Here is a 26155-nt window from a genome sequence, read left to right on the forward strand (position 1 = left end):
GCGCTACTAATCACCCGAGCTCTTCATGGCAACTTCCCGTCAGCGCACGCCGCGATCCGCGAACGTGCCGCGCGCATGCAGGCGCCAGGGCCCCCTCGGGCCGCTGGCGAGCCTAGACATCAGGCTCGTGGGAGCACCTCCCATGAGCGGAACCATGGAGCGGGGGATCACCCGATCCCATTCCGAACTCGGAAGTTAAGCCCCGCGTCGCCGAGAGTACTGCAGCGCCAGGCTGCGGGAGGCCAGGGAGTTCCGCTCATGAGGGGTGCTTTCTTGATTTGCCGGGGGCCTTCGGGCCCCCTTCTCGCGTTTACGGGGCCTGCGAGGCCCCTTTTCTTTTTGGGCCTTCGGGGTCCTTTTTTGCTTTTGGAGGGCTCTCGGGCCCTCCTCTGCGTTGAGGGGCCTTCGGCCCCTCCCGCGTATCCCCGCCCTCCCGGCGCCTCGGCGCCCGGGGCGCCGCTTGTCGGTTGCGGCGGTGTTAATTCTTCGTACCCTCCCGTTGCGTCTCTGAACGGCACGTATAATGTTTGCGGACATATCTATCGCACGCAGGACAGAGAGGGACGAGCACATTGAGTGGAAAAGCGCAGGGCACGACCTTATCGGCTGACGAGATCGCCGAATATGAGAAGAAGGTGGAGGGCCTCGTCGAGGTTCTCTCGAGCGGGTCGCGAAGGGAGCGGCAGCAGGCCGCCCAGGTCATCTCGCTGATCGGCAAGGCGAAGGCGGAGCTCCTCGTTCCCCATGCGAACGCGCTCGTCGACGCGCTCAACCGACCCGAGGCCCAGACGCGCTGGGAGGTCCTCGATGCGCTGACTGAGCTCGTGCCGTACGAGTCGCGCACGTGCGACAAGGCGCTCGTCGGCGCCGAGACGGCGCTCTTCGACGAGGACAGCGGCCCTCTGCGCCTCGCGGCCATGCGCTTTCTGTGCAGGCTGGGCGCCACCACCGAGAACCGCTCGGAGAAGACGTGGCCCCTCATCGACGAGGCCATCCAGTGCTACCACGGCGACTTGGAGTTCCAGGACATGCTGCTTGCCGTGATCGACTTCTCGAACGGCAAGCTCTCGCCGTCGGTGAGGGAGTCGCTCGCGGCGCGCATGAAGTTCGACGCCGCGAACAGCAAGGGCTCGCTCAAGAAGCGCGCGGCCCAGATCATCGAGAACGTTTCCCGTTAGTCATCCTTTTGACGCGCTGGCGCGTGACGCGCGTCGGCTTCGCTGCCCCGACTTCGTCGAGGCTGGCATGTTTCGCTGAAATGAGCATGATATTGAAGGAGAGTGGTAATGGCTCGGCATACAGTGACCCTCATTCCCGGTGACGGCATCGGCTTGGAGACGTCAGCCGCCATGCAGCGGGTCGTCGCGGCGAGCGGCGCGGACATCGAGTGGGAGCTCGCCCCTGCAGGCGCGGCGTGCATGGAGGAGCATGGGACGCCCCTGCCGGAGAGCACGATCGAGGCGGTCGAGCGGAACAAGGTCGCCATCAAGGGCCCCATCACCACGCCGGTGGGCACGGGCTTCCGCAGCGTGAACGTGGCGCTGCGCAAGACGCTCGACCTGTACGTCTGTCTGCGCCCCGTGCTGTCCATTCCCGGTGCGGGAGGACGCTACGAGGACGTCGACCTCGTGATCGTGCGCGAGAACTCGGAGGACCTCTATGCGGGCATCGAGTTCGAGGAAGGCTCCGAGGGCGCGTGCAAGCTCATCGACTTCGTGGAGAAGAGCGGCGCGGGGTCGATCCGCCCCGACTCCGGCATCTCCATCAAGCCCATCTCCGTCACGGCGACGCGCAACATCGTGGAGTACGCGTTCGAGTACGCGTTGAAGCATGGGCGCAAGAAGGTGACGGCGGCGCACAAGGCCAACATCATGAAGCACTCCGACGGACTGTTCCTGCGCGAGGCGCGCGAGGTGGCCAAGCGCTACGAGGGCAAGGTCGCCTTCGACGACAAGATCATCGACGCGTTCTGCATGAGCCTGGTGATGGACCCCTCCCAGTTCGACGTGATCGTGTTCCCCAACCTCTACGGCGACATCGCGAGCGACTTGGCAGCGGGCCTGGTGGGCGGCTTGGGCATCGCCCCGGGCGCGAACATCGGCAGGGACTGCGCGGTGTTCGAGGCGGTCCACGGCTCGGCGCCCGACATCGCGGGGAAGAACCTCGCCAACCCGACGGCGGAGATCCTCTCGGCGGCCATGATGCTCGACCATCTCGGCGAGCTCGAGGCGGCGGAGCGCATCCGCCGCGCGGTGCGCAGCGTGTACGCGCGCGGGGAGCACCTGACGGCCGACATCCGCCGCGCGACGGGATCAGGCGCTACCGCGGCAAGCTGCACCGAGTTCACCGACGCGCTCGTCGCCGCGCTCGAGGCCGAGTAGGGGGGCGTGGGATGAACGAGACGTTTCAGGCGTCGCTCGCCGCAGGCGAGGCGCGCTACACCTACGTGCCCGTGTCGAGCGTCGAGGGGCACGAGAAGCTCCCCTTCGCGCTGACGGTCCTTCTGGAGAACGTGCTGCGCAACGCGAGCGACGAGGCGCAGGCGCGCGAGCTGGCGCAGCGCATCGTGAGCGCGGGCGTGGCGGGGCGCACGGGCGAGGAGGTCGAGTTCTCCCCGGCGCGCGTGCTGTTCCAGGACTTCACGGGCGTGCCGGTGTTCGTCGACTTCGCGGTGATGCGCGAGGCGTGCGCCGAGCTCGGCGGCGACGCGCGCAAGATCAACCCGCAGATCCCGTGCGATCTGGTGATCGACCACTCGGTCATCGCCGACGCGGCGGGGTGCGCGGGCTGCATGGACGAGAACATGCGCCTCGAGTTCGAGCGCAACGCGGAGCGCTACGACTTCCTCAAGTGGGCGCAGGCGTCGTTCGAGAACGTGCGCATCGTGCCGCCGGGACGCGGCATCTGCCACCAGCTCAACATCGAGCAGTTCGCCCACGTGTGCATGACCTCGCCTTCCGGCGAGACGGGCGCCGACGGCACGCCGCTCGTGTACTTCGACACGCTCGTGGGCACCGACTCGCATACGCCCACGGCGAACGGCATCGGCGTTCTGGGCTGGGGCGTGGGCGGCATCGAGGCCGAGGCTGCGGCGCTCGGCCAGCCCATCACCACACTCGTGCCGCAGTGCATCGGCGTGAAGCTCACCGGCAAGCTGGCGCCGGGCGTGTCGGCCATGGACGTGTCGCTCACGTTCGCCTCCATGCTGCGCGCCCGCGGCGTGGTGGGCTGCTTCGTCGAGTGCTTCGGGCCGGGCGTGGCGGAGCTCTCGGCCACGCAGCGCGCCTGCATCTCCAACATGACGCCCGAGTACGGCTGCACCTGCACGCTGTTCCCGGTTGACGGCAACACGCTCGACTTCTTGCGCCTGACGGGGCGCTCTGACGAGCAGGTGGCGCTCGTGGAGGCGTACGCGAAGGCGCAGGGGCTGTGGAACGACCCCGACGCCGCGCCGCGCGCGTACGCCGACGTGCTCGAGCTCGACCTCTCGTGCGTGCTGCCGTCGGTGGCCGGGCCCTCGCGCCCGCATGACCGCATCGCGCGCGACGCGGCGGGCCTGCGCTTCCGCGAGATCTGCGAGAAGCGCGGGCTGGGCGACGAGCACGTGGAGGTCGAGATCGGCGGCGAGACCTACGCGTTCACGCATGGCACGCTCGCGATCGCGGCGGTGACGAGCTGCACGACGGCGACCGACCCCGCCATGATGCTGGCATGCGGCCTGATCGCGCGCAACGCGGTGCGCGCAGGGCTCTCCACGCGCCCGTGGGTGAAGACCATCCTGGCCCCGGGCAGCCACGCCACCGAGCTTCTGCTCGCGCGCGCGGGGCTCCTTCCCTCGCTCGAGGCGCTCGGCTTCTACACCTGCGGCTTCGGCTGCATGAGCTGCATCGGCAACTCCGGGCCGCTCATGCCGGCCATGCACGCCGTCGCCGACGAGATCGAGCTGGCGAGCGTGCTGTCGGGCAACCGCAACTTCGAGGGGCGCATCTCGCCTGACGTGTCGCAGAACTACCTGACCGCGCCGGCGAACGTGGTGGCCTACGCGCTCGCGGGCACGATGGACATCGACCTGGCCGACGAGCCTATCGGCTTCAACGCGCAGGGCCAGCCGGTCTACCTGCGCGACATCGAGCCTGACGCAGACGAGCTCGCCGAGCTGGTGCGCACCTACGTGACGGCCGACCTGTACGCCGAGGGCGCGGCGGGCCTGTACGAGGGCGATGGCGCCTGGCAGGCCCTCGGCGCGCAGCCGAGCGACGTCTTCACGTGGGACGAGGAGTCTACCTACGTGCGCCGCCCGCCGTACTTCGACGGCATGACGCGCGAGGTGACCGCCCCGGCGGCGGTTGAGGACGCGGCTGCCATCGGGTACTTCGGCGACTTCATCACCACCGACCACATCTCCCCGGCGGGCGCCATCGCGTCCGACTCGCCGGCGGCGCGCTACCTGCGCGCGCGCGGCGTGGCCGAGGCTGACTTCAACACCTACGGGAGCCGCCGCGGCAACCACGAGGTGATGATGCGCGGCACCTTCGGCAACGTGAAGCTGGATAACAAGCTGGCGGAAGGCCGCCGCGGCGGCTGGACGCTCGACGTGCTGCGCCATGAGGTGGACCGCATCTTCGACGTGTCCGAGCGCTACGCCGACTGCGACGTGCCGCTCGTGGTGGTCGCGGGCAAGATGTACGGCAGCGGGTCGTCGCGCGACTGGGCGGCGAAGGGCCCGGCGCTGCTCGGCGTGCGCGCCGTGATCGCCGAGAGCTTCGAGCGCATCCACCGCTCCAACCTGATCGGCATGGGCATCCTCCCGCTGCAGTTCAAGGAGGGCGAGGGCGCCGAGAGCCTGGGGCTTGACGGCACCGAGCGCTACACGGTGGCGCCGATCGACTTCTCCGCGGGGCTGCCCAGCCCGCGCGTGGTGGGCGTGCGCGCTCGGCGCGCGGACGGCTCGTGCGTCGAGTTCGACGCCGTCGTGCGCGTCGACACGCCGACGGAGGGCCGCTACTACGAGGGCGGCGGCATCCTGCAGTTCGTGCTGCGCAGCTTGGCGTAGTTTCCTTCAAAAGGGTGAATAACGCGCCCGTCCCCGGCAAGGGGGCGGGCGCGTTCGCGTATACTGGTCGGACAAGCTGAAACACGATGGGAGAAGGGGATGCCGTGAAGCAGACATCCGGATTAGAAGCCTTGCTCGAGGCGTTGAAGCAGTCGGGCATGAACACAGACGGCGTGGGAGGGTCGCCTTTCGGGGGGTCGCCTTTCGGCGGCGCACCCGGCGGCGGCGCATCTGACGGCGACGACGAGGGGCCGGCGCGCTCCGCAGGCGGCTCGGGCGCGGGCCCGCACCGCGGCGGGCACGGCGGGCGCAGCGGGCACGGCGGCGGCGCCACGCCGCACATCGACCTGTCGTTCATGGACAACATCAAGGGCCCGCAGAGCAAGGGCGCTGCCGTGGTGCTCGTCATCCTGGCGGTGGTCGTCCTGGCGGCGCTGTACTGGTGGTTCCACCCGGCGATCAACATCCACTCGGTTGACACCTGGAGCTTCGTGGCCATCTTCATCCTGCTGCCCATCTTCCTGTTCTTCGCGAACAAGTCGCGCAACTACAAGGCGGGCAGCGCGAAGGTGGAGAAGAACGCCGGGAAGGCCAAGACCTACAAGGTGCTGGCCTTCATCCCCGTGGCCGTGGCGCTCGTGGGCGTGCTCGGCGCGGTGATGTCGCTGTCCTTCATCCCGGGCAACGCCGAGAAGTACGCCAACGTGCTGAAGACCGACACGCTCGACTTCGCGACGGACATCCAGGAGGTCAACTACTCCGAGATCCCCGTGATCGACCGCGACTCGGCCATCCTTCTGGGCAACCGCGAGATGGGCTCGATCCCCGACTACGTGAGCCAGTTCGAGGTGTCCACGCTCTACAGCCAGATCAACTACCAGGGCGAGCCGGTGCGTGTGAGCCCGCTGGTCTACGCCGACCTGTTCAAGTGGTTCACCAACCGCGAGGGCGGCATCCCGGCGTACTCGCTCGTGAACATGACCACGCAGGACGCCGAGATCGTGCGCCTGGGCGACGCCCCCATCCACTACTCGCAGTCCGAGCCGCTCGTGCGCAACATCGACCGCCACGTGCAGCTGAAGTACCCTTTCTACATGTTCGACGAGAAGTCCTTCGAGATCGACGAGGACGGGCACGCATGGTGGATCTGCCCCGTGAAGGAGTTCACCATCGGCCTGTTCGGCGGCACCACCATCAGCCGCGTCATCCTGTGTGACGCGACCACGGGCGAGTGCACCGACCTCGCGGTTTCCGACGTGCCCGAGTGGGTCGACCGCGTGTACCCCGCTGACCTGCTCATCCAGCAGTACAACTGGTACGGCACCTACCACAACGGCTGGCTGAACTCGTTCCTGGGCCAGGAGGGCGTCGTGCGCACCACGCCGGGCACCGACGGCACGCTCGGCTACAACTACATCGCCAAGGACGACGACGTGTGGGTGTACACCGGCGTCACCTCGGCCACGGCCGACAACTCCATCATCGGCTTCGTGATGGTGAACCAGCGCACGCAGGAGTCGCACTTCTACAGCGTGTCGGGCGCCACCGAGGAGTCGGCCATGCAGTCGGCTGAGGGCCAGGTGCAGAACTTGCGCTACACGGCCACCTTCCCCATCCTCATCAACGTGGCTGACCAGCCCACGTACTTCATGGCGCTCAAGGACGGCGCGGGGCTGGTGAAGAAGTTCGCCATGGTGGATATCCAGCGCTACCAGAACGTGGCGGTGGGCGACACGGTGGCTGAGACGCAGAAGACCTACGAGGCGCTGCTCGCCACCAACGGCGTGGTGGCCGAGGGCGACGGCGCGGCCCTGACCGACGCGCTCACGGCCTCGGGGACCATCCGCTCGATGGCCCAGGCGGTCATCGAGGGCAACTCGCACTTCTACGTGACGCTCGACGGCAACACCGCGATCTTCGACTTCGCGCTGCCGGGCCTGCTCGACATCGTGAGCTACCGCGTGGGCGACCCCATCGAGTTCACGTACCTCGAGGGCACGAGCGCGAACGTGGCGTACGAGATCCGCGGCGCGAACGCGGGAGGCTCGGGGGACGCGGGCGCGGCTGACGCCAAGGCCGAGCCCGAGGCGCAGGACGCCGCGCAGGGTGCCGGCGCCTCGCAGAGTTCGCAGGGCTCTTCGGGAGGAAGCGCGTAAGGGACTTCGGGAGAAGCTGTGCGAGGAGCCTTCGGGGGCAAAGAGACCCTTGACAGGCGATGCGCAAGCGGTACAATAGACAGGCTGCATCGCTGAGGCGCTGCAGTGACTTGGATCAATTGTTCCGCTGCTTAAGACAGCAGGTACCCGCAAGGGTTTAATCGCGCGAGCGGCCCGCCGAGGTGGTTGCAAACACGTTGCTTGCCGACCCCCGCCGTCTTGAGATGTGCGGGGGTCGTTCTTTTCTCAAGGAGCGATCCCACCCCGCAAGGGCGGAACGCGAGTTTGAGAAAAAGGAGGTGTACGTAGAAGATGCCCAATGCTCAGAATACCGAGATGCTTTCCAACATCAAGGCCGACCTCGACGGCGTGACCGCCATGTGGATCGTAGACTATCGCGGCTTGACCGTGAAGGAGGTGCAGGCTCTGCGCGGTTCCATCCGCGAGGCCGGCGCAACCATGAAGGTTTACAAGAACACCCTCATGCACATCGCGCTGGAGCAGGCCGAGCTGCCCACGCTTGACGGCATGCTGAAGGGTCCGAGCGCGTTCGTCTTCGCCGGTTCTGACGTGGCTGCCGCCGCCAAGGCCGTGAAGGAGTTCGCGAAGGGGAACGACAAGCTGGAGATCAAGGGCGGCTTGATGGAAGGCGCGGCAGTCACCGCTGCCGAGGTGGAGGCCATCGCCTCTCTGCCTTCTCGCGAGGAGCTCATCGCTCAGATCGCCGGCGCCATTTCCGGTGTCGCTCGTGGCCTCGCCGTTGCGCTCAACGGCGTGCCGCGTGGTCTGGCCCAGGTCACGAAGGCCGTGGCCGACCAGAAGGAAGCCGCCTAGAGGCGGCGAAGCGGGCGGCATAAGGTGTGCTGCCTGACGTGAAAAAACGCTATGGCCGAAGCGCAAAGGTGCGCCCGGCCGCTTTGAAAGGAAACTAACATGGCTGTTACTCGTGAAGAGATCATTGAGGCTCTGAAGGAGATGTCCCTGCTCGAGGCTTCCGAGCTCGTGAAGGACATCGAGGAGACCTTCGGCGTGTCCGCCGCCGCCCCGGTTGCCGTCGCTGCTGCTGCTCCTGCTGAGGGCGGCGCTGCTGCTGAGGAGAAGACCGAGTTCGACGTCGTGCTCGAGGGCTTCGGCGACAACAAGATCGCCGTCATCAAGGTTGTCCGCGAGATCACCGGCCTGGGCCTGAAGGAGGCCAAGGCTGCCGTCGAGGAGGCCCCCAAGGCCATCGTCGAGGGCGTCAACAAGGAGAAGGCTGACGAGGTCAAGGCCAAGCTCGAGGAGGCTGGCGCGGCTGTCACCGTCAAGTAGCCCTTCCGGGTTCTCAGACAGATTCCTCAGCGGGGCGCGCACCTTCGGGGTGCGCGCCCTTTTTCTTAAGGGAGGTGGCGCGTGGCTTGCGAGGACGCGAAGAGCCGGCTGCGGCGGGTGATAGGGAACGAGGGCGTCGAGCGGCTCGATGGGGCGTGCGTGGCGGTGTTCGGCATCGGCGGCGTGGGGTCGAGCTGCGCCGAGGCGCTTGCGCGCGGCGGCGTGGGGACGCTCGTGCTGGTGGACCGCGACGTGGTGTCGCCGAGCAACGTCAACCGGCAGGCCATCGCGTTTGCGAGCACGATGGGGCGCGCGAAGGTCGACGTGATGGAGGCCATGGCGCGCGAGATCAACCCCGGCGTGCGCGTGGTGACGCGCCAGGCGTTCGTGCTGGACAACGTGGGCGAGGTGCTCGACGGCGCGCCGGCCCCCGACTTCATCGTGGACGCAGTCGACACGGTGACGGCCAAGGTCGCGCTGGCGCGCTATGCGCAGGAGCGCGGCATCCCGATCGTGGCCTCGATGGGCGGCGCGAACAAGCTCGACCCCGCGCAGCTGCGCTTCGCCGACCTGTTCTCGACGCAGGGCTGCCCGCTGTGCCGCGCGGTGCGCAAGGCCGCGCGGGCGGCGGGCGTCGAGGCCCTGCGCGTGCTGTACTCGCCCGAGCAGCCGGTGCGCGTGGAGGCGGCGGCGGGCGCAGCGCGCGCCGAGCGCACCGAGCTGGGCACGATGTCGTACATGCCGCCGATCATGGGGCAGATGCTGGCCGGGTACGTGATCCGCGCGCTGCTGGGGATATAGGGCTCATCAGAGCTTCTTCACGCTCATGGCGCGCATGGCGTTCAGGATGGCGAGGACGGCCACGCCCACGTCGGCGAACACGGCCATCCACATGTTGGCGATGCCGAAGGCGGCCAGGATGAGCACGGCGAACTTCACGCCGAGCGCGAACGCGATGTTCTGCCGCACGATGCGCATGGTCTTGCGGGCGACGCGGATGGCGCGCGCGATCTGCGAGGGGCGGTCGTCCATGAGGACGACGTCGGCGGCCTCGATGGCGGCGTCGGATCCCATGGCGCCCATGGCGATGCCGACGTCAGCGCGGGTGAGCACGGGCGCGTCGTTGATGCCGTCGCCTACGAAGGCGAGCTTGGCCTTCGCGCTGGCGCCGGCGTTCGCCTCGAGCAGGCGCTCGACCTGCTCCACCTTGCCCTGCGGGAGGAGCTCGGCGTGGAACTCGTCGATGCTCAGGTCAGATGCCACGGCGCGTGCCACGTCGGCGCGGTCGCCGGTGAGCATGACGGTCCGCCTCACGCCCGCCTCGTGCAGGGCCGCGATGGCCGCTGTCGCGTCCTCCTTCAGTTCGTCGGCGATGACGATGCAGCCCGCGTACGCGCCGCCCTTCGCCACGTAGAGCACCGTGCCGGCGACGGCGTTCTCCTCCCATGCCACGCCGTGGGCGCGCATGAGCTTGCCGTTGCCGACGAGCACCTCCTGCCCGTCGATGGTCGCCCTCACGCCGTGCCCGCTGACCTCCTCGACGTCCTCGACGCGCGCGTGGTCGAGGGCGCTGCCGTATGCGGTGCGCACCGACGCGGCGATGGGGTGGTTGGAGTAGGCTTCGGCATGCGCGGCCAGGCCGAGCAGCTCCTCGCGCGTGAGCGCGCCGGCGGTCTCGACGGCGGTCACGGCGAACGTGCCGTTGGTGAGCGTGCCGGTCTTGTCGAACACGACCGTGTCAACCTGCGCGAGCGCCTCGAGGTAGTTGGAGCCCTTCACCAGGATGCCGACGCGCGACGCGCCGCCGATGCCGCCGAAGAACGACAGCGGCACGGAGATCACGAGCGCGCAGGGGCACGAGACCACGAGGAACACGAGCCCGCGCTGGATCCAGTCGGCCCAGCCGCCGCCGAGGACGACGGGCGGGATGAGGGCGAGCAGCACGGCGATGCCCACGACCACGGGGGTGTAGTAGCGCGCGAAGCGGGTGATGAAGTTCTCGGTGCGCGCCTTCTTCTCGGAGGCGTTCTCCACCAGCTCGAGGATGCGGCTCACGGTGGAGTCCTCGAACGGCTTGGTCACGCGCACGGTGAGGGCGCCCGTGAGGTTCACGCAGCCGGAGATGACCTCGTCGTTCTCGCGCGCCTGACGCGGGACGGACTCGCCGGTGAGCGCTGCGGTGTCAACCTGCGACGCGCCTTGCACGACGACGCCGTCAAGCGGGATGCGCTCGCCGGGCTTGACGATGATCTCGTCGCCCGGGCTCACCTCGAAGGGGTCGACCTGCGTGAGCTCGCCGTCCACCATGATGTTGGCGAACTCGGGCGCGATGTCCATCATGTCGGCGATGGACTTGCGGCTCTTGCCTACCGCGTAGCTCTGGAACAGCTCGCCGACCTGGTAGAACAGCATGACGGCGGCGCCTTCGGCCATGTGCGGCTCGGTGTCGGGGAACAGCACCAGCGCGAACGCGCCCACGGTGGCCACGGTCATGAGGAAGCTCTCGTCCATGGCGTTGCCGCGCGTGATGCCGCGCGCCGCCTTGACGAGCACGTCGTATCCGGCGATGAGGTAGGGGACGAGGAAGAGCGCGAACTCGGCGTAGAGCGCGCCGGGATGCCCGAGCTGCGAGGCGAGCCAGCCGGACTCGGCGATGAGGTAGACGAGCGCGAAGAGGATGAGCGCAACGACGATGCGGTTGCGCCAGCGCTTCTGCTTGGCGTTCATGGGGAGGTCCTTCGTGCGGCGGGCTTAGCGCAGGATGAGGCAGTCGGGCTCGTACTTGGAGCAGATCTGCTGGGCCTGGTCGACGATGGTGCCGAAGCTGGCGGCGTCGGGCACGTCGGCGTCGATCATGAGCTTCTGGGTCAGGAAGTTGACGGTGGCCTTGCTCACGCCGTCGAGGTCGTTGATGTCGGCCTCCATTTTGGCGGCGCAGTTGGCGCAGTCGAGGTCCTGGAGTTTGAATGCCTTGCGCATGATGATGTCCTTTCAGGTTGGTTGCGGGTTGTTTGCGGGTCGCTTGCAGGCTGCTTGCAGGTTGGCTGCGGGTTGCTTGCAGGTTGCAAGCGGGTTGTTCGCGGGCGACCCTTCGGGGTGGTTGGCGGTTGCTTGCGGACGGGGGGCGTGCGCGCTACTCACAGAGGTGCGTCATGCCCTGGGCGAGCATGGTGTAGACGTGGTTGTCCGACAGCGAGTAGATCACGTTCTTGCCGTCGCGCTGGAACTTCACGAGGCGCGCCTGCTTGAGCGTGCGCAGCTGGTGCGACACCGCGCTCTGCGTGGCGCCGATGATCTCGGCGATGTCGGCGACGCAGCGCTCGCGCTCCATGAGCGCGTAGAGGATCTTGATGCGCGTGGTGTCGGCGAACACCTTGAACAAGTCGGCGAGGTCGTAGAGCAGCTCCTCGTCGGGCATGGTGTCGAACAGGCACGCGGTCTCCTCGCGGTTGCAGCCGCAGGGGCAGTCGATGGCGCGCGCGGAAGGGGAGCGCTCCACGACGCGCGTCGCCTCGCGGACGACGTTGTGCGCGGCGGGGGCGCTCGCGTCAGCGCTCGCGACGGCGTGCGAGGCGGGGGCGCTCGCAGCCTCCGGGGCCATGCCGCTCGCGTCAGCGCGCGCAGCAGCGTGCGAGGCTTCGGCGGCCGTCATGTTCGCGTCACTGTGCTCGGCGGCGGGGGCTGGCCCGCTCGTTGCGGTTGTCATAGCTTGCCTCCGTTCACGTATTCAAGTAAACATATGAGCAACTGTTCATAAGTATAGGGATGAGGGCCTGCTTGTCAAGCGCGCGGCGTGATTATTTTCCGAAAGGGAGGGAGCGTCTTTTAAGCGCCTTTTCGCGGAGGCGCTTCGGGCTGAGCCGCCCCACGGCGCTGCTCTTCGGGTAAACTTGTCCGAGAGACGGAATCGCCGCCATGTGAGTCAAAGGAGCAACTGTGAGCACTGTGCCAACTGATCAGAAAGTAATCGTCGTCGACTTCGGCGCCCAGTACGGACAGCTCATCGCGCGTCGCGTGCGCGACCTGAACGTGTACTCGGAGATCGTGCCGTGTGACGTCTCCGCCGACGAGGTGCGCGCCATCGCTCCGGCGGCCATCATCTTCTCCGGCGGCCCGGCGAGCGTGTACGCCGAGGACGCGCCGTCCATCGACCCGGAGATCCTCGAGCTGGGCATCCCGGTGCTCGGCTTCTGCTACGGGCAGCAGATCATGGCCGTGACGCTCGGCGGCAAGGTGGGGCACACCGAGAAGGGCGAGTACGGCCCGGCGCCGCTGACGCGCTGCGCGGACTCGGCGCTATACGAGGGCACGCCCGAGGAGCAGACGGTGTGGATGAGCCACCGCGACGCCGTGACCGAGGTGCCCGAGGGCTTCGTCGTGACGGCGACCACCGACGTGTGCCCCGTGGCCTCCATGGAGTGCGCCGCGCGCAAGCTGTACGCCACGCAGTTCCACCCCGAGGTGCGCCATACCCCGCACGGCAACGAGATGCTCGCGAACTTCCTGTTCGGAATCTGCGGTCTTGAGCGCAACTGGACCATGGACTCCATCATCGAGGACAGCGTGGCGGCCATCCGCGCGCAGGTGGGCGAGGACCGCGTGATTCTGGGCCTGTCGGGTGGCGTGGACTCCTCCGTGGTGGCCGCGCTGTGCGCGCGTGCCATCGGCAAGCAGCTGACCTGCGTGTTCGTGAATCACGGGCTGCTGCGCAAGAACGAGCCCGAAGAGGTTGAGGAGGTGTTCTCGAAGCAGTTCGACGTCGACTTCGTGCACGTGCACGCCGAGGAGCGCTACGCCGCGCTGCTCGCGGGAGTCACCGAGCCGGAGCAGAAGCGCCGGATCATCGGCACGCAGTTCTGGAAGGAGTTCTTCGCCGTGGCGGAGGACCTCGCCGATGACGGCCGTCCGGTGAAGTTTCTGGCGCAGGGCACCATCTACCCCGACATCATCGAGAGCGGCGCGCGTAAGACGGGCGGCAAGGCGTCTACCATCAAGAGCCACCACAACCTGATTCCGTTCCCCGAGGGCGTGCACTTCGATCTGATCGAGCCTCTGGACCACTTCTTCAAGGACGAGGTGCGCGCGCTCGGCACGGCGCTCGGGCTGCCGGACTACATCGTGCATCGCCAGCCGTTCCCCGGCCCGGGCTTGGCCATCCGCATCATCGGCGACGTGACGCCCGAGAAGCTCGAGATCCTGAAAGACGCCGACGCGATCGTGCGCGAGGAGCTCGACGCGTACAACGAGAGCCTGTTCGCGAAGACGGGCGAGCGCAACGGCGAGTGCGCGCGCGAGGCGGCGGGCGGCCCCGAGGTGGAGCGCGCCGTGTGGCAGTACTTCGCCGTGCTGCCCGACATCAAGAGCGTCGGCGTCATGGGCGACGAGCGCACCTACGCGCGCCCGGTCATCCTGCGCGCCGTGGAGAGCTCGGACGCCATGACCGCCGACTGGGCGAAGCTGCCCTACGAGGTGCTGGCTCGCGTGAGCAGCCGCATCGTGGCCGAGGTGCCGGGCGTGAACCGCGTGGTCTACGACATCACGTCAAAGCCGCCCGCCACGATCGAGTGGGAATAAAGCGAACATACGTTTTGAGCATTTCACCTGATTTACTCCCGTGATGTCGATTCGCCACGTTCACGAAGGTGACTAAAATCTGCAAGCCACCGATAAAGCATCTCACTTCGAGTAGGCCCTCCGAAACCCCGGAGGGCCTACGTTTTCCCAGTTGGGATGGCTGTAGCGCTCATTTTCTCTGCCAGAGTAGTTTTTCTGGAGTAGCTGACGTGCGACAGAGAAAAAGCGGTGCGCTCCGTGCGCTCGGCAAAGCCACCGGAAACCATCAACTAGGATTGTGAAAACGACTGAGTTCACGGAACAGTATCACTTTGAACTCACCCCGTTTTCGGGGGTCTGGAAACTGCGTTTCCCCAGGAAAACGGTGGGGAGTAAATTTTTCGGCGATACTGCGTTTTTTAGGGGTTTCAAGACCGATTCTGCAAGGATTCTTGCCCGGCTTTGCAGCATCGGCGGCCGCTCACGAGCCGCCGGACGGGCACGATTTCGTGCGCTTGGCACCCAAATAGCGTGCGCTCCGGTGCTTGCGGGGTGATACTGCGAGGTCAGGAGGTTGTCGCTTCTAAGCATCGTGACAAAGCGTCGTATTCAGCTGCGTTCGTTGAGTTCACGTACGCATGAGAAAAAGGCGATGCTTGTGCACCGCCTCTGGCGCGAGATGGAGCGCGGATGCGGCAAGTCCGGCGTGAAGCGCATACGAGTGCATGACCTGCGCCACAGTCATGTTTCCATGCTCGTTCACATGGGCTTTTCGGCTGTCGCCATAGGGGCGCGCATGGGACACGAGTCGCAGGACATAACCTTCCGCTACGTCCATCTGTTCCCCAACGAGCAGGAGAACATGGCGGACTCGCTCCAAGAGATCAGTGAGATGCGTAGGTGACGTTCAGCGCTCAGCGTGGCGCTTGTGCGCATGCGCCAGTAACGGCGTTGTGACTATCTGCTTGCCTGCTTGGGTGTTTTCGAAAAAGTGGCGAGTGCAGCTTCGAAAGCAGCCCTATCAAGCTGTATAGCCTGCATAGAGTCAGTGGGTGCTTCGGTCGCATCGCTCTTCAGGGTAGCTTCACGCCCAGGTGCGAACGTCACCGCGATTTCCTCATTCACCATATTTGACAAGCCTCCTCTTTACGGCATCTTTCCCGCCGTCGAGGATGAGGGACGCTCGGTCGATGATGTCGCCATATTCAAGGGCATCATACCTGTAAGCGAACTCGCTGGGTTTTTGTGCTCGTCATTCATCATCTTATTCGCCATTCTCGGCATCTTCTCCATGGTAGAACTCTTGCGACTACTGGCGTGTGCGATGGCAGCGTGCGTCTTCCTCATCATTCTCAGCCTATGTCCATAATTGAGCGCCTGCGGCTGCTGGTTTGCACCTTGGTGGCAATCGTTCTTCTCGCCCTTAGCGAAGGGTTCCTGGCATTATCGATGGGCTTCCTTTTGGCTGGCGGTGGCGTTCCGGGCGCCGAACTCCCATATCAGGGCGGGCTTTCCCGACCTCTCGCGGATGGTCGTCTGGTACGAGATGTAGTCTTGGTAGTTCGCGAGCTTACTCCACGCGTGGCAGGGTGGGTCGAGGTCGAGCAGGTCTTTAGCCGCCTGGAAGATGTAGTTGTCGAGCGGCGCGTGAAGATACGGCAGCATAGCGATGGCCTGCTCGTCCTTGAAGACGCAGAGGTACTTCATAGTCATGTTCACCCACTTCTGAGCGTGGCTTAAGGCGAGCACGCATCCGGAGGGCTCGTACTGCTTCATCAGCTTCTCGCAGACGTCGAAATGCCAGGAGTCGTACTGATCCTGATGGGTGCAGCCTGTGGCGAGGATGACATGGCCTCTTTCCGAAGAATCTTCTCGGCACCCTTTCTTGCACTCTCCGTCTTGGCCTTGTCGGCTATGCGCAGAGTGCGGCAAAAATCGAGGTAGGCGCGGTTCGTGGCGAGGCCGTACGTATCGTCTAGGCCACGAAAAAGGCATTGGAGCAGGAACCTCTCGATTTCGTCGTCTACGGGCGTGCTCTTCAACGTATTCTTCACCTTCCAAATCTTTGTAAAAGGTCTTCTGGGCAATTTTAAGGCACGGGGCTTGTTGTGACATGTGCGGACGCTTCACCTTGCTTGGTGGATTAGCAGAAGGAGGTTTCCACATGGGCGTGAATGGGCTGGGCGAGTATTGGGTGCCGGGGCATGTGAAGAACTATCTGCGCAGGCTGGGATTCGTGCTTCCGCTGGACGACATGGAGCCTTGGATTAGGTCGTGGGACGACTGGATGGGCGCATCGGGAACTTCTACGATTATAGGGACAAGGACGGGATGGGGCGGGTGTACGCGGCATACAGACGATCCATTCGCCCTGCCATGCGCGTGTGCAAGGAGTGGGGGTCGCTTATGCTGAACGAGAACGTGCAGGTGGTGTGCGAGGACCAGGGGGCGACCGAGTGCGCCTTTGTCATGCGGGCCTTCTACCGCGGCAAGGCTGTGGACCAGCTGCAGATGCACCTGCTTGGCGGCGGTGGTTTCTCGAAGACCTCACCGCTTTTGCCCGACGGGATGGAGGGCAGCGCGGGCTTCTCGAACGGCGCGCCCTTCTCGCCTGGCGAAATGGAGATCGGCGCGGGCTGCTCGGCGGAGCTTTCCCCGTCTTCACCTTCCCATGGAAACCCGGGAGGTCTTCTCGCCATGGAAAGCGATAAGACGTACCGGATCGTCACCGTGTGCTTCGACCATGAGGGCAACGAGCTCGCGCCCGTGGGCATTCTCCCCGTATACGACACGGGGTGCCCTTTCCCCGTCTTCGGCATTGTGAAGTTGGCGGTGACAAATGTTAGAGTGGATATGAGTCCCTATGGGCAGTCGGTGTTTGCGGGTGCCGTCGACGTCGTGTAGGCGGTAGACCTCACCTTCGACGCGCTCATCAACGAGATCGACCTGTCCAAGATGCGCGTGTTCTTGTCTGATGTGCTGTTTGACCGCGAGGCCGATGGCAACAGGAACGTCACCATCCCGTTCGGGAAGCAGGACTGCACCGTGTTCCGCAAAGTCATGTCGACTGAAGGCGCCATCTAGGAGTTCACGCCGGCGCTGCGCACGGTCGGGCGGGTCGAGGCGTTCAGAGTTGCCCTACAGATGCTCGGCGACCTCACCGGGTTTTGCATAAGATACTTTGACATGGACAATACGCGGGGGTACGTCAAGACGGCCACGGAGGTCAGCTCGGACAACTCCGCGCTCATGCGCAACGTCCGCCGTCACGAGAACGGCCTGGAGGGGGCCATCGTGAGCATAGCCAGGGCGGTCATGCACGCGCACCTCTCCCTCGGCGAGAACGTCCTCGACGAGGGAGAGGTGTGCGTGCGGTTCGACGACTCGATCATCCAGGACACCGCCGCCGAGAAGGAGCAGGACATGCGCGAAGTGGGCGTGACCATGGGCGTCTGGGAGCACCGCATGCGCTGGTACGGCGAGGAAGAGAGCGTGGCTCGCGCAAGAGCTGCCGAGATCGGTGCAGGCAAGGTTAAAGAGCGAGGGCACCACTTCGACTCGAGCCTGATCCTTTCGCCGTCGCGCACAGACTCGATCCTGCAGCCGCACGCCTGGACGATGCAAGCGAGTGTGGCGGTGCGCGAGTGGCTCCCACGGCTCGTGAGCGCAGAAAGACACATGAGGAACTTATCGAGAACTTAGATGAGATGAACTCAGCTATGCTCACTCGGATGTACGCCACTGAGCCCGACGGACGGCTCGTGTTCCGCCTGGTGAAGTAGCTGGTACGCATACAACCGAATACGCGATCACGCAAGGGCGGCCTGCGGGTCGCCCCTGCTGCGTGACGGTCGCTGCCAAGACCTCTGCCGCCGACGGTGCGCACGGGACGCGCAAGCGCACGAGCAGAGCACGGCAGCACCATGGGCTCGCCAGGCCGTGGGGCGTGCGCACAGCCCGGCGGCAGGTAAAACAATGATTTGCAACCTCTTACTAAGCCCACGCTGAAGAGCACCAATGATATCGACGCCATCGATCCTTCTTGCTCACGGATAATCAGCCTCTTATCGAACGAACCAGTATTGGGTGCCGCCCAACGTGTGTGTCACGCCGTGAGTGAGCAAGAACAGGAGTACCACCAGGTGATTGCTATACTTACGAGGTGGTATATTCGAAACAGCGAGGTGCACAACATGATCAATTACGCCTATTTGCAACTCAAGGTCGATGAGGCGTTTGCGGGCAACAAAACAGTAAACCACGAGCTGTTGGCAAACAGACTGCACAGCGAGCTCGGTAGCTTGCCTGATGATGATTTCGAGCATCTTCTCACTACAGCAGGTTTTATACCTGATGTTTACGAGAACGATTCGAGTGAGGAGACGCTATTCACTAAGTTCATAGAAGCCCTTGTTTGTACTTGGGCTAATCGAATTGGGCTTGATGCAAGCATGGTTAAAACCAAGGGGAGCCGTGAAGACGTCACCATTGAAGTGGATGACAAAATTATTGTTTGCGATGCAAAGAGCTTCCGCTTGGGCAGAAGCCAAAAAGCGCCTAATGCCAAAGACTTCCTTAAACTCGAAGATGTGCGCAAATGGATGGAGTATCACGGTAATGCTATTGGTGGTTTAGTTACATATCCATGCAAGCATGAATGGACAACCAGTAGCGATATTTATCAGTACTGTAGTACTAAAGAAGTGCCAACTGTCATGCTGCCCTACAAAATATTAGCATTCTTGTTTCACTACCGAAATCAATATAAGCCCACTGATTTGCTCAGACTCTGGGATTATGGAGAATTGTTCCCAGAGAAACTCCTTAAAAGAATGAAGGGCGGCAATAAATCCGTATACTGGGCAGCGATTAATCGAGCATTGCTTGAGATAACGCATCAATCGCAAGAGACACTGCAGGAGTTCATAGTTAATGCCGATGCAACCATTGATAAAACTGTAATTGACCGCATTGAAGCAATGCAGAAAGAGGTCAAGGCTATAGAAGATCGCGTAAGAGCACGAATTGAAGAGCTTGCGGATGAGGATGTTCGGTCGGAGTTGATTAAGTACATGTCCGACAACGAAACAGCCTCGTACCGCACGCTCATTCAGCGAATCAAATGTTTTAGGCTTTAGAGCGATGATCGATTAACCAGCTTAAAGCTCCCGAACTCTTTCTGAACGCGATCTGCGAGTTCAATTATCAGACGCTTCTCTGATGCAACATCATCAGTTGTATCACTATTCGAAAGTTTCCCGACAAGGCATGCGATAGTTGCCATGCCCGCATCTTCCGTTGACCATCCAAGCTCGGTTACGAGGCTTCGACCGAACGGTATCGCTGTTGCTTCAAGAAAATCAGCTATGTCTATTGCGCTGGCCTTCACTCGATGGCCAATCCGCTTTCGGGACACAAATGTCATACAGGTATTCACGGCTTGTGATGTCATGGCCCGTGGCCTACTCTTTCGCTCGATACTTAGAGGTTGCACACTTGTAATTTCGAAATTTGCAGCTCTGTACGCGTCTATAACTGCAAGCCATGCATCCACTGAAGCATGCGAATATACGAATGAAAATACTCCGTCTGGTTTTAGCGTTCTTGCTGCTTCAAGGAATGCCTTATTCAGCTCTTCGCAATATTGTTTAAACGCTTCTGACACACTACCAGCACGTCTTGCCGAGGCAACAAGTTCGTTTGCGCAATCTGTGATATTTGCGTCAAACAATTCCGGTTCCACTAGCTTCAATAGCGGTCTTTTCCATACATAGAAGAAGTCAGCAAGAATCGAATAGTAGATGTTGTCATAATAAGGCGGATCAGTGACAATGGCATCGAAATAATTGTCTTCGAATGGAAGGGCCTGCGCGGCGGCCTTCTTGACATGAACGGCACCGGGAACATGTTCCATTGATGCCACTCCTTTGATAATTCTATCGAGCTTTGACCATAAATTTGCTGGCCCTGCCAATAATTGGTCTGTTTCGGCATAATCCCAGTACATAGCAATGCCTGGTCCGCAAAACGCTCTGCCGACTTGTTCATTCTGCGGTATCCACATGGATAGCCGACAATTCCAATCGACAACCTGGTCGATTAGGCTAGAGAGCATGCCAATAGTAAACTTTGCATAATCCGAATCTTTAGATCGCAGTGTTTCATATTCAACTTTTAATTCATCCAGCAGATAGAGCAGCAGGAGACGCTGTCTCTGATTGATAAAGTCTGAATGAGTGTTTATGCCGCTCAACGCGGGATTGACAATCCCCGACCATTTTGGAAGCTGACTTTCCGGCAACTTCATGTCCAAGGATAGTAACAATTCTCGTTCGGCCTTTTCCATTTCCTCGGAGCTAGGAAGCTGAGCTCTACCCTCTGCAACTGTAAAGTGTTTGCCTCTCGTGTCGTTTAAATAAACATTTGCGAGTATGACATCTTCGCAGCTAATTGCATCTGGATGATTGTGCATATGGCCGCATTTTGGACATACTGCAGTGAGCGAACGGCCCTTCCAATGCGGCTCATATGAAGGAGTTGCAGAATCTACGATCTCGACCTTCTCTTCACCTGAACTCAAGTCTTCGCTTAGTTGAAAGGCTAAATGCTTGCCGTTCTTCTTTGAAAGCCATCTGCGTTTTGTGAGGTAGAAAGTGTAGCCGCACTCCTCGCATGGCATCCTATATGACCAAATATATCCGAAACACTTTTCGTCACTTATCTTACGCAGCGGATAGAGCCAATTCGTACGCTCTTTCAGTCTATTTAGAACATTGCGACCACTGGTAGCAACTCGTTTCTGTGCTTCTCTAAAATCAATCTTCGAAGGGTAGACAAGATTGCACTTCTGGATGAATACGGATAACTGATTTGCATCTATCGAGTATGTGTCGCACCCAAGTCGATTCGCTTCAAATGGTATTGTTCCGCCGCCGGCGAACATATCCAAGACACGAGGCGATTCTTCGTAACCGCATGCGATAGCATTCCGGGCTTGTTCGAATAGTTCTTGCGTAGGAGCAACGGCTAGTTTTGCCATCATCTCCGCCGCATTAGTGCTGCAGTTTTTGCAAAGAGACGCAAATACAACTGAGCGCATTGCGCTATGAGGTCTTCGTGCCCACCAGACGTGAATGGTATGCGATGTCTCCCCCCTGTGATAGCGCTCATTGAAACCAGCAACCGATGACTCATAGTGAAGCATTCCCAGATCAATCAACCTGGTGGCAGCTGCTGAGAGATTCCCAATCTTTGGGCTAGAAAACATGCTAGCAACCTCCGTCCGTTGCGATATCTAGCCTGCCATTCCTAAAAACAAGTTGACAATAGATTTGGTCTGAGGCAAGGCCTTGAGTTATTTTTGTACCAATGTAGATACGGTGATAGCCCCAATCGACTCTCTTTGTCCCAAGCGAAATATTGTTGATGGATACTTCAAACTCATTGTTGCCTTCTACTAAGCGCTTGATATCTTCGTCAAGTCTGCCATTCCAGATAAGATAGCCGAAACGTCTGGCTGATTTCGTGATCCTTATGCGCATGACGCTCCTCTGAAAGCTTATATTTAAGCTTTCAGCAGTATAGCACGCAAGAGCAGCCACTCGCGGTAATTCCGTTCAGATTGAAACTGTGAACGATGCAACGAAAGCACACTTTGTGACAGCTCACTAGCCTCTTTGCAGGTTGGTGGGCTGCCTTCATGTTGGCCGCCCCACGAGACGAAAGGCAGGCGTGAACATGGACGGTGAGAACAATGGCGGCCAGGATGGTGCGCAGAGCGCGGAGAACACATCGCAGCAGCAGGACCAAGAGCGGCAGGAAGCGCAGGGGCAGCTGCAGGTAGACGGCGCGGTGCGGCGGCACCCGACTGGGAGAAGCAGATCGCTGAGCGCGACGAGAGGATCGCGGCCCTTGAGGCCCGGGTGGCCGAGGCAGCTAAGAGCGCCGAGACGGTCGATACGCTTCGCGGCGAGATCGCCGAGCTCAAGGCGCAGGGCGAGAGCGACCGCATCGACTTTGCGCTGTAGCTCGCGGGCGTGCGCAATGTGAAGGCGGCGCGCGCCCTTCTCGGCGACCACGGGGGCGCCGTGGGCAAGCTGAAAAAAGCCGAGCCCTGGCTCTTCGAGGCTTCCGGTAAGCACGCCAAGGGCAAAGGCGCCGTTGGCTCCGGTACGACCGGGCTGCCCAACGCGGACGTCGTATCAGACGAGGGTAGGACGCTCAAGCGCTGGCGCGAGGTAGCGGGCCTGGCCGACGAAAATTCCAACGTTACGAAGAAGGAGGGCTAGGCCATGGCCGGAAACAGCATCGCGTTTGCGGCAACTACATGTCCGTCATCGACGAGGTCTACCAGAGGGCCTCCGTGTCCGGCTACCTGAACAGCGGTCGGCGCATGGTGCGCGCGGGACACAACGCCAAGGAGGTCATGATCCCCAAGATCAGCGTCACGGCGGCACCTGCGCACATTTGCGCCGTCCACGATGACTCCTTGACGTGCATACCCGTCCCTGTTGATCTCTTGCATGGCGGACGCGCACGTGTGTATGTGCGTGCGTTGGGAGCGCGACGGGACCGTTGAGCTGGAGAGCGAAGTGACGGATAGTTGCACGATCCGGGCGTTGCTATGACAATACTATTATGTTTTCGTTATACTACTGACATGACGAAATACGATGACATATTCGAGTCGGCTATCGACAACCACGGGATCATCACCTCTGAATAGGCAAGGGGGATGGGCGTGACAAACAACGAGCTGGTCCAGTACGCCAGACGGGGAAAGATCGAGCGCGTGGGGCAAGGCGTCTACATGATCGCGCAGCGCATGCCCGAGGAGAACGACCCTTACGCGGTGAGCGTGGCCCTCGTCGGCTCCGACGCCTATCTGTACGGGGAGTCCGTCATCGCTATGCACGGGCTCGCTCCGACCAACCCGGCGAGGATCTTCGTGGCCACGCCAAGGCGAATCCGCAGGAAGCTGCCCGCGGAGCTGCGCGTCATACAAAGGCAGGGCGGAGACGACGTCGTGGTCTACGACGCCATCCCGTCCCAGAAGGTGGCGGACGCGATCAGGGCCTGCATTGGAACCATGCTGCCGGAGCGTCTCGCCGACGCCGTGCGCAGCGCGAGGGGCGAGGGTCTCATCACGTCTCGCGAGGAGGTCGAGCTCATCAAGGAAGTGGGGACGTGCGGATGAAGGTGCCCAACAGCAGGAGAAACTTGGACAACGCGATACGCAGGGCGGTTGGCCAGACCGACTTCGTGCGAGCGCGCACCACGATGGCGAGCGCCATCGTAGGGCAGATGCTGCCTAGCGGGGTAGTCAAGGGAGGAAGCGCGCTGAAGCTGCGCTTCAGGGGTGCCTCCACCAGATTCACATCGGATCTCGACGCCGCCAGGGCGGCCGACCTAGACGCCTTCGCGACGGAGCTTGAGGAGAGGCTTGAAGCGGGGTGGCACGGCTTTGCCGGGCACGTCGTCCCACGGCCGCCCGCGCATCCCGTCGATGTGTCGGAGTGGTGCGTCATGAGGCCCTTCGATGTGAAGCTCTCGTACAACGGCGTTCCCTGGGCGACCGTGCGGTTGGAGGTCGACCACGACGAGATCGGCGACGCCGACAAGGCGGAGCGCTTCTTGGCGGATGACGTTGCGGCTCTGTTCGACCAGGTAGGCCTACCCGCACCGGCTCCAGTGCCCTTGATGCCGCTCGAATACCAGGTCGCCCAGTAATTGCATGGCGCCAGCGAGTCTGGCAGTAAGCGGGCGCACGACTTGATCGATTTGCAAATAATCATGGTCGAGGGGGTTGTCGACCTGGCGAGAGCCAGGGGAATATGCGTCAGACTGTTCTCGTACAGGAAGCTGCAGGAATGGCCGCCTGTCGTGACGGCGAATGAGGGATGGAACGCTCTGTACGCGAATCAAGCTGAGAGCCTTAACGTCCTGCAGAATGTGGACGAAGCTGTCGAATGGGCCAACGGCTTGATCGAGAGAACCGACGCCGCGGGCGCATAAGACGCAAAGGTGGCGATGAGGGAAGGAAACTGCTACGAAGGAATACAACGAGGAAAGGGTCGTATTCTACCCCATGACGGATATGACTGCGGGATGGTGTAAGGATCGAGTTGAGGAGCTGCTTCTCGGCTCTCGCTGCTTTGCCATAAGGTCGGTGAGCGACGCTATTGAGGCGTGCCAGTGCAAGCTCTTCGTCGAGTCTAATCAGGTTTTTCTTGACCCGGATTCCGTTTCCCTTATGCGAGAGTCTGCCAGGTCGCTGTTCTCCGATGCGTGCAGATATGTGAATACACGGGTCGAGAGCGTTGGGGTGGCGCAGCTGTTCGACGAGGTAGAACAGCAGTATCTTGAGCAGTTTTGGGATCTAGTCGAGGTATCGGGAGCGGGTGAGCGCATCGATTCTGGTGATTTGAGGGCGTTACTTGCGGAAAGTGCGTTTTGCTTGAGGCTCGTTCTCAGACACAAGCGTATGGTCTCGATGTTCGATGGCGTTTTGCGAGAGGTGATGCTCTCTAGATGCAGTTTGTCGGCTGAGCTAATCGTCAGTAGCTTCGCGTGCGCGCATGACAGCGCATATCGTCGGATATTTCTTCCCGAATCGCTCACTAATGACGACATGGACTCCATCATGATCGAATATCTGGAGGGTGAGCGTCCGAATCCGAATTACGTCAACGTCTTGGCCAATTGGCCTTCGTCCTCCTGCGCAGCCTATAACCCCTCCGCGCATGTCCGCGTCCGCTCTCGCAGGAAAGGCGAGGCGATGCGGGAGGAAGTGTTCAGGGGTGGTTTAGGGCTACGTATGGATATGAGCGTGTGCATTGACATGAATCAAACCGCATGCAAGGGGATTACTTGGGACAGACGCAACTCCACCCATACATTTAGCGGCGCGTGGTTGGCGAGGTTCGTCGATCATGCGACCGTCATGAACAACCTAATCTATATCTTTGACCTCGTCGATTCATCGGGCCTTATACAAATGGCTGCACATTCCCATGAGGAGACGGGAATCATGGCCGTGATAGGCGTTCGGGCTTTGGATGAGTACCGCGATGGCCTCGCGTCTCGACGGAGGCGAAACCTTGCATATCTTGAGGTCCGCATGTACGCCGATTTTCTCGTCAGCCAGGGAACCCGCCTTGAGTCGGCTATGGAATGGGCTGTCAACGAATACTTCGTTGAAGAGTATGGTGTCGACGGATTCAGCGTCGCGCTTCCGTCTGCGGAATCGAGTTACCTCGATAAATGCAAGGCTATCGGCCCCGAGGTGGAGCGCGTGCTGAAAGCGTACGTCTCATTTGCCGAGAACGGTCGTGTCGATGACGCATTCTTCCCCTTTATAACCATCAAGCGGATGGAGGACGTTCCTTCGATGAGAAAGAGGAAGTATGCCACTGCAGGGGACGATTTCGAGCGATGGGCCCAGCATCTGTTCTCCGACCAATCAATGCTCTCTCATCCGAAGGGAGGCAGGGCCGATTTGCGGAGTTTCTTTGATCACATGCTCGCGTGCAATGTCTCTAGAGCGGACTATGCGGACATATATGGAGGAGTTATAGATCGACTCATCGGAAACGACTTTATCGAGGAAGACGCTGAGACGGGGACTCTTCTGCCTACCCCTCGTGCGGTCTGCCTCCGAAAGGTGTGGAACGCAGGGGCCATCGTCCTGAAGCGGTACAGCACCGCCTCGCTTGACCTGATAGACGGTCTTGTGGAGCAAGACGTCCTCAGCTACTGCGATAGCCTGTTCGCCCCCGACGAAGCCTCCTACCTGAACTTCATGCTTAACGATGCCGCCTTCAGCAACTCTCTGGGGTTGAGAAACAGGTACGATCATGCGAGCAGTGCGATCATCGATCCTAGCAGCGCGGAAATCGAAGGCGACTACTACAGGTTAGTAACGGTCCTGATCGTAATCATTCTGAAGGTCAACGAGGAGTTGATGGACGCGACTGGCAAAGGAGGCGTGGACGATTTCGTCGACTGGGAGTATTACGACGAAAGCATTTTCGAAACCCTCATGAGATTGGTATCTTCTGCGGTCGAGTGACTGAGTGAGCGG

25 protein-coding genes, 1 rRNA gene and 1 pseudogene are annotated in these 26155 nt (G+C 61.8%); 20 read left to right on the forward strand and 7 right to left on the reverse strand.

Annotation, left to right across the window (positions count from 1 at the left end; genetic code table 11):
* The first annotated feature begins 144 nt into the window (after positions 1 to 144).
* The 8 genes from rrf to G7Y49_RS00040 all read left to right on the forward strand — a co-directional run bounded on the left by rrf (position 145) and on the right by G7Y49_RS00040 (position 9321).
* A 5S ribosomal RNA gene (gene rrf / locus G7Y49_RS00005) occupies positions 145 to 259 on the forward strand.
* Between the two features lie 313 nt (positions 260 to 572).
* Positions 573 to 1178, forward strand: a complete 606-nt coding sequence (locus G7Y49_RS00010; protein WP_165169984.1) for a HEAT repeat domain-containing protein — start codon at positions 573 to 575, stop codon at positions 1176 to 1178.
* 108 nt (positions 1179 to 1286) lie between these two features.
* Positions 1287 to 2381 carry an isocitrate/isopropylmalate dehydrogenase family protein gene (locus tag G7Y49_RS00015; protein WP_165169986.1) on the forward strand — a complete coding sequence of 365 codons (1095 nt, stop codon included), beginning with the start codon at positions 1287 to 1289 and terminating at the stop codon, positions 2379 to 2381.
* A gap of 11 nt (positions 2382 to 2392) precedes the next feature.
* Positions 2393 to 5053 carry an aconitate hydratase AcnA gene (gene acnA / locus G7Y49_RS00020; protein ID WP_165169988.1) on the forward strand — a complete coding sequence of 887 codons (2661 nt, stop codon included), beginning with the start codon at positions 2393 to 2395 and terminating at the stop codon, positions 5051 to 5053.
* A 104-nt stretch (positions 5054 to 5157) separates the two neighbouring features.
* Complete coding sequence (locus G7Y49_RS00025) at positions 5158 to 7209, forward strand: Tat pathway signal sequence (RefSeq protein ID WP_241157193.1); 2052 nt, start codon at positions 5158 to 5160, stop codon at positions 7207 to 7209.
* Positions 7210 to 7521: 312 nt separating this feature from the next.
* Positions 7522 to 8043: a 50S ribosomal protein L10 gene (gene rplJ / locus G7Y49_RS00030; protein ID WP_165169990.1), complete on the forward strand. Its 522-nt coding sequence runs from the start codon at positions 7522 to 7524 to the stop codon at positions 8041 to 8043.
* 99 nt (positions 8044 to 8142) lie between these two features.
* Positions 8143 to 8520, forward strand: coding sequence for a 50S ribosomal protein L7/L12 (gene rplL, locus G7Y49_RS00035; protein WP_165169992.1), 378 nt, complete (start codon positions 8143 to 8145; stop codon positions 8518 to 8520).
* 81 nt (positions 8521 to 8601) lie between these two features.
* Entirely contained in the window at positions 8602 to 9321 is a 720-nt protein-coding gene (locus tag G7Y49_RS00040; protein ID WP_165169994.1) for a ThiF family adenylyltransferase, read from the forward strand.
* A 6-nt stretch (positions 9322 to 9327) separates the two neighbouring features.
* Here G7Y49_RS00040 and G7Y49_RS00045 read toward each other — a convergent pair whose 3' ends face one another.
* The 3 genes from G7Y49_RS00045 to G7Y49_RS00055 all read right to left on the reverse strand — a co-directional run bounded on the left by G7Y49_RS00045 (position 9328) and on the right by G7Y49_RS00055 (position 11938).
* Positions 9328 to 11247 carry a heavy metal translocating P-type ATPase gene (locus G7Y49_RS00045; protein ID WP_165169996.1) on the reverse strand — a complete coding sequence of 640 codons (1920 nt, stop codon included), beginning with the start codon at positions 11245 to 11247 and terminating at the stop codon, positions 9328 to 9330.
* Positions 11248 to 11271: 24 nt separating this feature from the next.
* Complete coding sequence (locus G7Y49_RS00050; RefSeq protein ID WP_165169998.1) at positions 11272 to 11499, reverse strand: cation transporter; 228 nt, start codon at positions 11497 to 11499, stop codon at positions 11272 to 11274.
* Between the two features lie 154 nt (positions 11500 to 11653).
* Positions 11654 to 11938 carry a helix-turn-helix transcriptional regulator gene (locus G7Y49_RS00055; RefSeq protein ID WP_165055110.1) on the reverse strand — a complete coding sequence of 95 codons (285 nt, stop codon included), beginning with the start codon at positions 11936 to 11938 and terminating at the stop codon, positions 11654 to 11656.
* Between the two features lie 518 nt (positions 11939 to 12456).
* On the opposite strand from G7Y49_RS00055, the gene guaA reads away from it, so the two are divergent.
* The 3 genes from guaA to G7Y49_RS12015 all read left to right on the forward strand — a co-directional run bounded on the left by guaA (position 12457) and on the right by G7Y49_RS12015 (position 15442).
* Positions 12457 to 14094 carry a glutamine-hydrolyzing GMP synthase gene (gene guaA, locus G7Y49_RS00060; RefSeq protein WP_165170000.1) on the forward strand — a complete coding sequence of 546 codons (1638 nt, stop codon included), beginning with the start codon at positions 12457 to 12459 and terminating at the stop codon, positions 14092 to 14094.
* Positions 14095 to 14665: 571 nt separating this feature from the next.
* Positions 14666 to 14977, forward strand: coding sequence for a tyrosine-type recombinase/integrase (locus G7Y49_RS00065; protein ID WP_255465887.1), 312 nt, complete (start codon positions 14666 to 14668; stop codon positions 14975 to 14977).
* A 144-nt stretch (positions 14978 to 15121) separates the two neighbouring features.
* Positions 15122 to 15442 (forward strand): hypothetical protein, encoded by a 321-nt coding sequence (locus G7Y49_RS12015; protein WP_206214478.1) that lies wholly within the window; start codon positions 15122 to 15124, stop codon positions 15440 to 15442.
* A gap of 74 nt (positions 15443 to 15516) precedes the next feature.
* Here G7Y49_RS12015 and G7Y49_RS00075 read toward each other — a convergent pair whose 3' ends face one another.
* Positions 15517 to 15780 (reverse strand): hypothetical protein, encoded by a 264-nt coding sequence (locus tag G7Y49_RS00075; protein ID WP_206214479.1) that lies wholly within the window; start codon positions 15778 to 15780, stop codon positions 15517 to 15519.
* Positions 15781 to 16347: 567 nt separating this feature from the next.
* Between G7Y49_RS00075 and G7Y49_RS00080 the strand changes: the two genes are divergently transcribed.
* The 4 genes from G7Y49_RS00080 to G7Y49_RS00090 all read left to right on the forward strand — a co-directional run bounded on the left by G7Y49_RS00080 (position 16348) and on the right by G7Y49_RS00090 (position 19211).
* Positions 16348 to 16977, forward strand: a complete 630-nt coding sequence (locus G7Y49_RS00080; protein ID WP_165170008.1) for a hypothetical protein — start codon at positions 16348 to 16350, stop codon at positions 16975 to 16977.
* A 51-nt stretch (positions 16978 to 17028) separates the two neighbouring features.
* Positions 17029 to 17157, forward strand: a complete 129-nt coding sequence (locus G7Y49_RS12330) for a hypothetical protein (RefSeq protein ID WP_255465888.1) — start codon at positions 17029 to 17031, stop codon at positions 17155 to 17157.
* 102 nt (positions 17158 to 17259) lie between these two features.
* On the forward strand, positions 17260 to 17775 hold the full coding sequence (locus tag G7Y49_RS00085) for a hypothetical protein (protein WP_165170010.1): 516 nt from the start codon (positions 17260 to 17262) through the stop codon (positions 17773 to 17775).
* Positions 17776 to 18266: 491 nt separating this feature from the next.
* Positions 18267 to 19211, forward strand: coding sequence for a HindIII family type II restriction endonuclease (locus G7Y49_RS00090; protein WP_165170012.1), 945 nt, complete (start codon positions 18267 to 18269; stop codon positions 19209 to 19211).
* Here G7Y49_RS00090 and G7Y49_RS00095 read toward each other — a convergent pair.
* From G7Y49_RS00095 to G7Y49_RS00100, 3 genes and pseudogenes are all read right to left on the reverse strand, one after another.
* On the reverse strand, positions 19208 to 21115 hold the full coding sequence (locus G7Y49_RS00095) for a hypothetical protein (RefSeq protein ID WP_241157194.1): 1908 nt from the start codon (positions 21113 to 21115) through the stop codon (positions 19208 to 19210). The two genes, G7Y49_RS00090 and G7Y49_RS00095, sit on opposite strands and share 4 nt — an antisense overlap.
* A 6-nt stretch (positions 21116 to 21121) precedes the next feature.
* Positions 21122 to 21340, reverse strand: a pseudogene (locus tag G7Y49_RS12425) (DUF1156 domain-containing protein); the annotation flags it as partial.
* Between the two features lies 1 nt (position 21341).
* Positions 21342 to 21614 (reverse strand): hypothetical protein, encoded by a 273-nt coding sequence (locus tag G7Y49_RS00100; RefSeq protein WP_165170016.1) that lies wholly within the window; start codon positions 21612 to 21614, stop codon positions 21342 to 21344.
* 495 nt (positions 21615 to 22109) lie between these two features.
* Between G7Y49_RS00100 and G7Y49_RS12020 the strand changes: the two genes are divergently transcribed.
* From G7Y49_RS12020 to G7Y49_RS00120, 5 genes are all read left to right on the forward strand, one after another.
* Positions 22110 to 22361 (forward strand): hypothetical protein, encoded by a 252-nt coding sequence (locus tag G7Y49_RS12020; protein WP_206214480.1) that lies wholly within the window; start codon positions 22110 to 22112, stop codon positions 22359 to 22361.
* Positions 22362 to 22813: 452 nt separating this feature from the next.
* Positions 22814 to 23269 carry a hypothetical protein gene (locus tag G7Y49_RS00110; RefSeq protein WP_241157195.1) on the forward strand — a complete coding sequence of 152 codons (456 nt, stop codon included), beginning with the start codon at positions 22814 to 22816 and terminating at the stop codon, positions 23267 to 23269.
* Positions 23260 to 23802: a nucleotidyl transferase AbiEii/AbiGii toxin family protein gene (locus G7Y49_RS00115; RefSeq protein ID WP_241157196.1), complete on the forward strand. Its 543-nt coding sequence runs from the start codon at positions 23260 to 23262 to the stop codon at positions 23800 to 23802. The genes G7Y49_RS00110 and G7Y49_RS00115 overlap by 10 nt, the downstream gene beginning before the upstream one ends.
* A gap of 63 nt (positions 23803 to 23865) precedes the next feature.
* Positions 23866 to 24087: a hypothetical protein gene (locus tag G7Y49_RS12140; protein WP_241157197.1), complete on the forward strand. Its 222-nt coding sequence runs from the start codon at positions 23866 to 23868 to the stop codon at positions 24085 to 24087.
* A 73-nt stretch (positions 24088 to 24160) separates the two neighbouring features.
* Positions 24161 to 26143, forward strand: coding sequence for a hypothetical protein (locus G7Y49_RS00120; protein ID WP_165170018.1), 1983 nt, complete (start codon positions 24161 to 24163; stop codon positions 26141 to 26143).
* The last annotated feature ends 12 nt before the right edge of the window (positions 26144 to 26155 follow it).

The sequence above is a fragment of the Adlercreutzia sp. ZJ242 genome (assembly GCF_011038995.1).
Taxonomy (GTDB): domain Bacteria; phylum Actinomycetota; class Coriobacteriia; order Coriobacteriales; family Eggerthellaceae; genus CAAEEV01.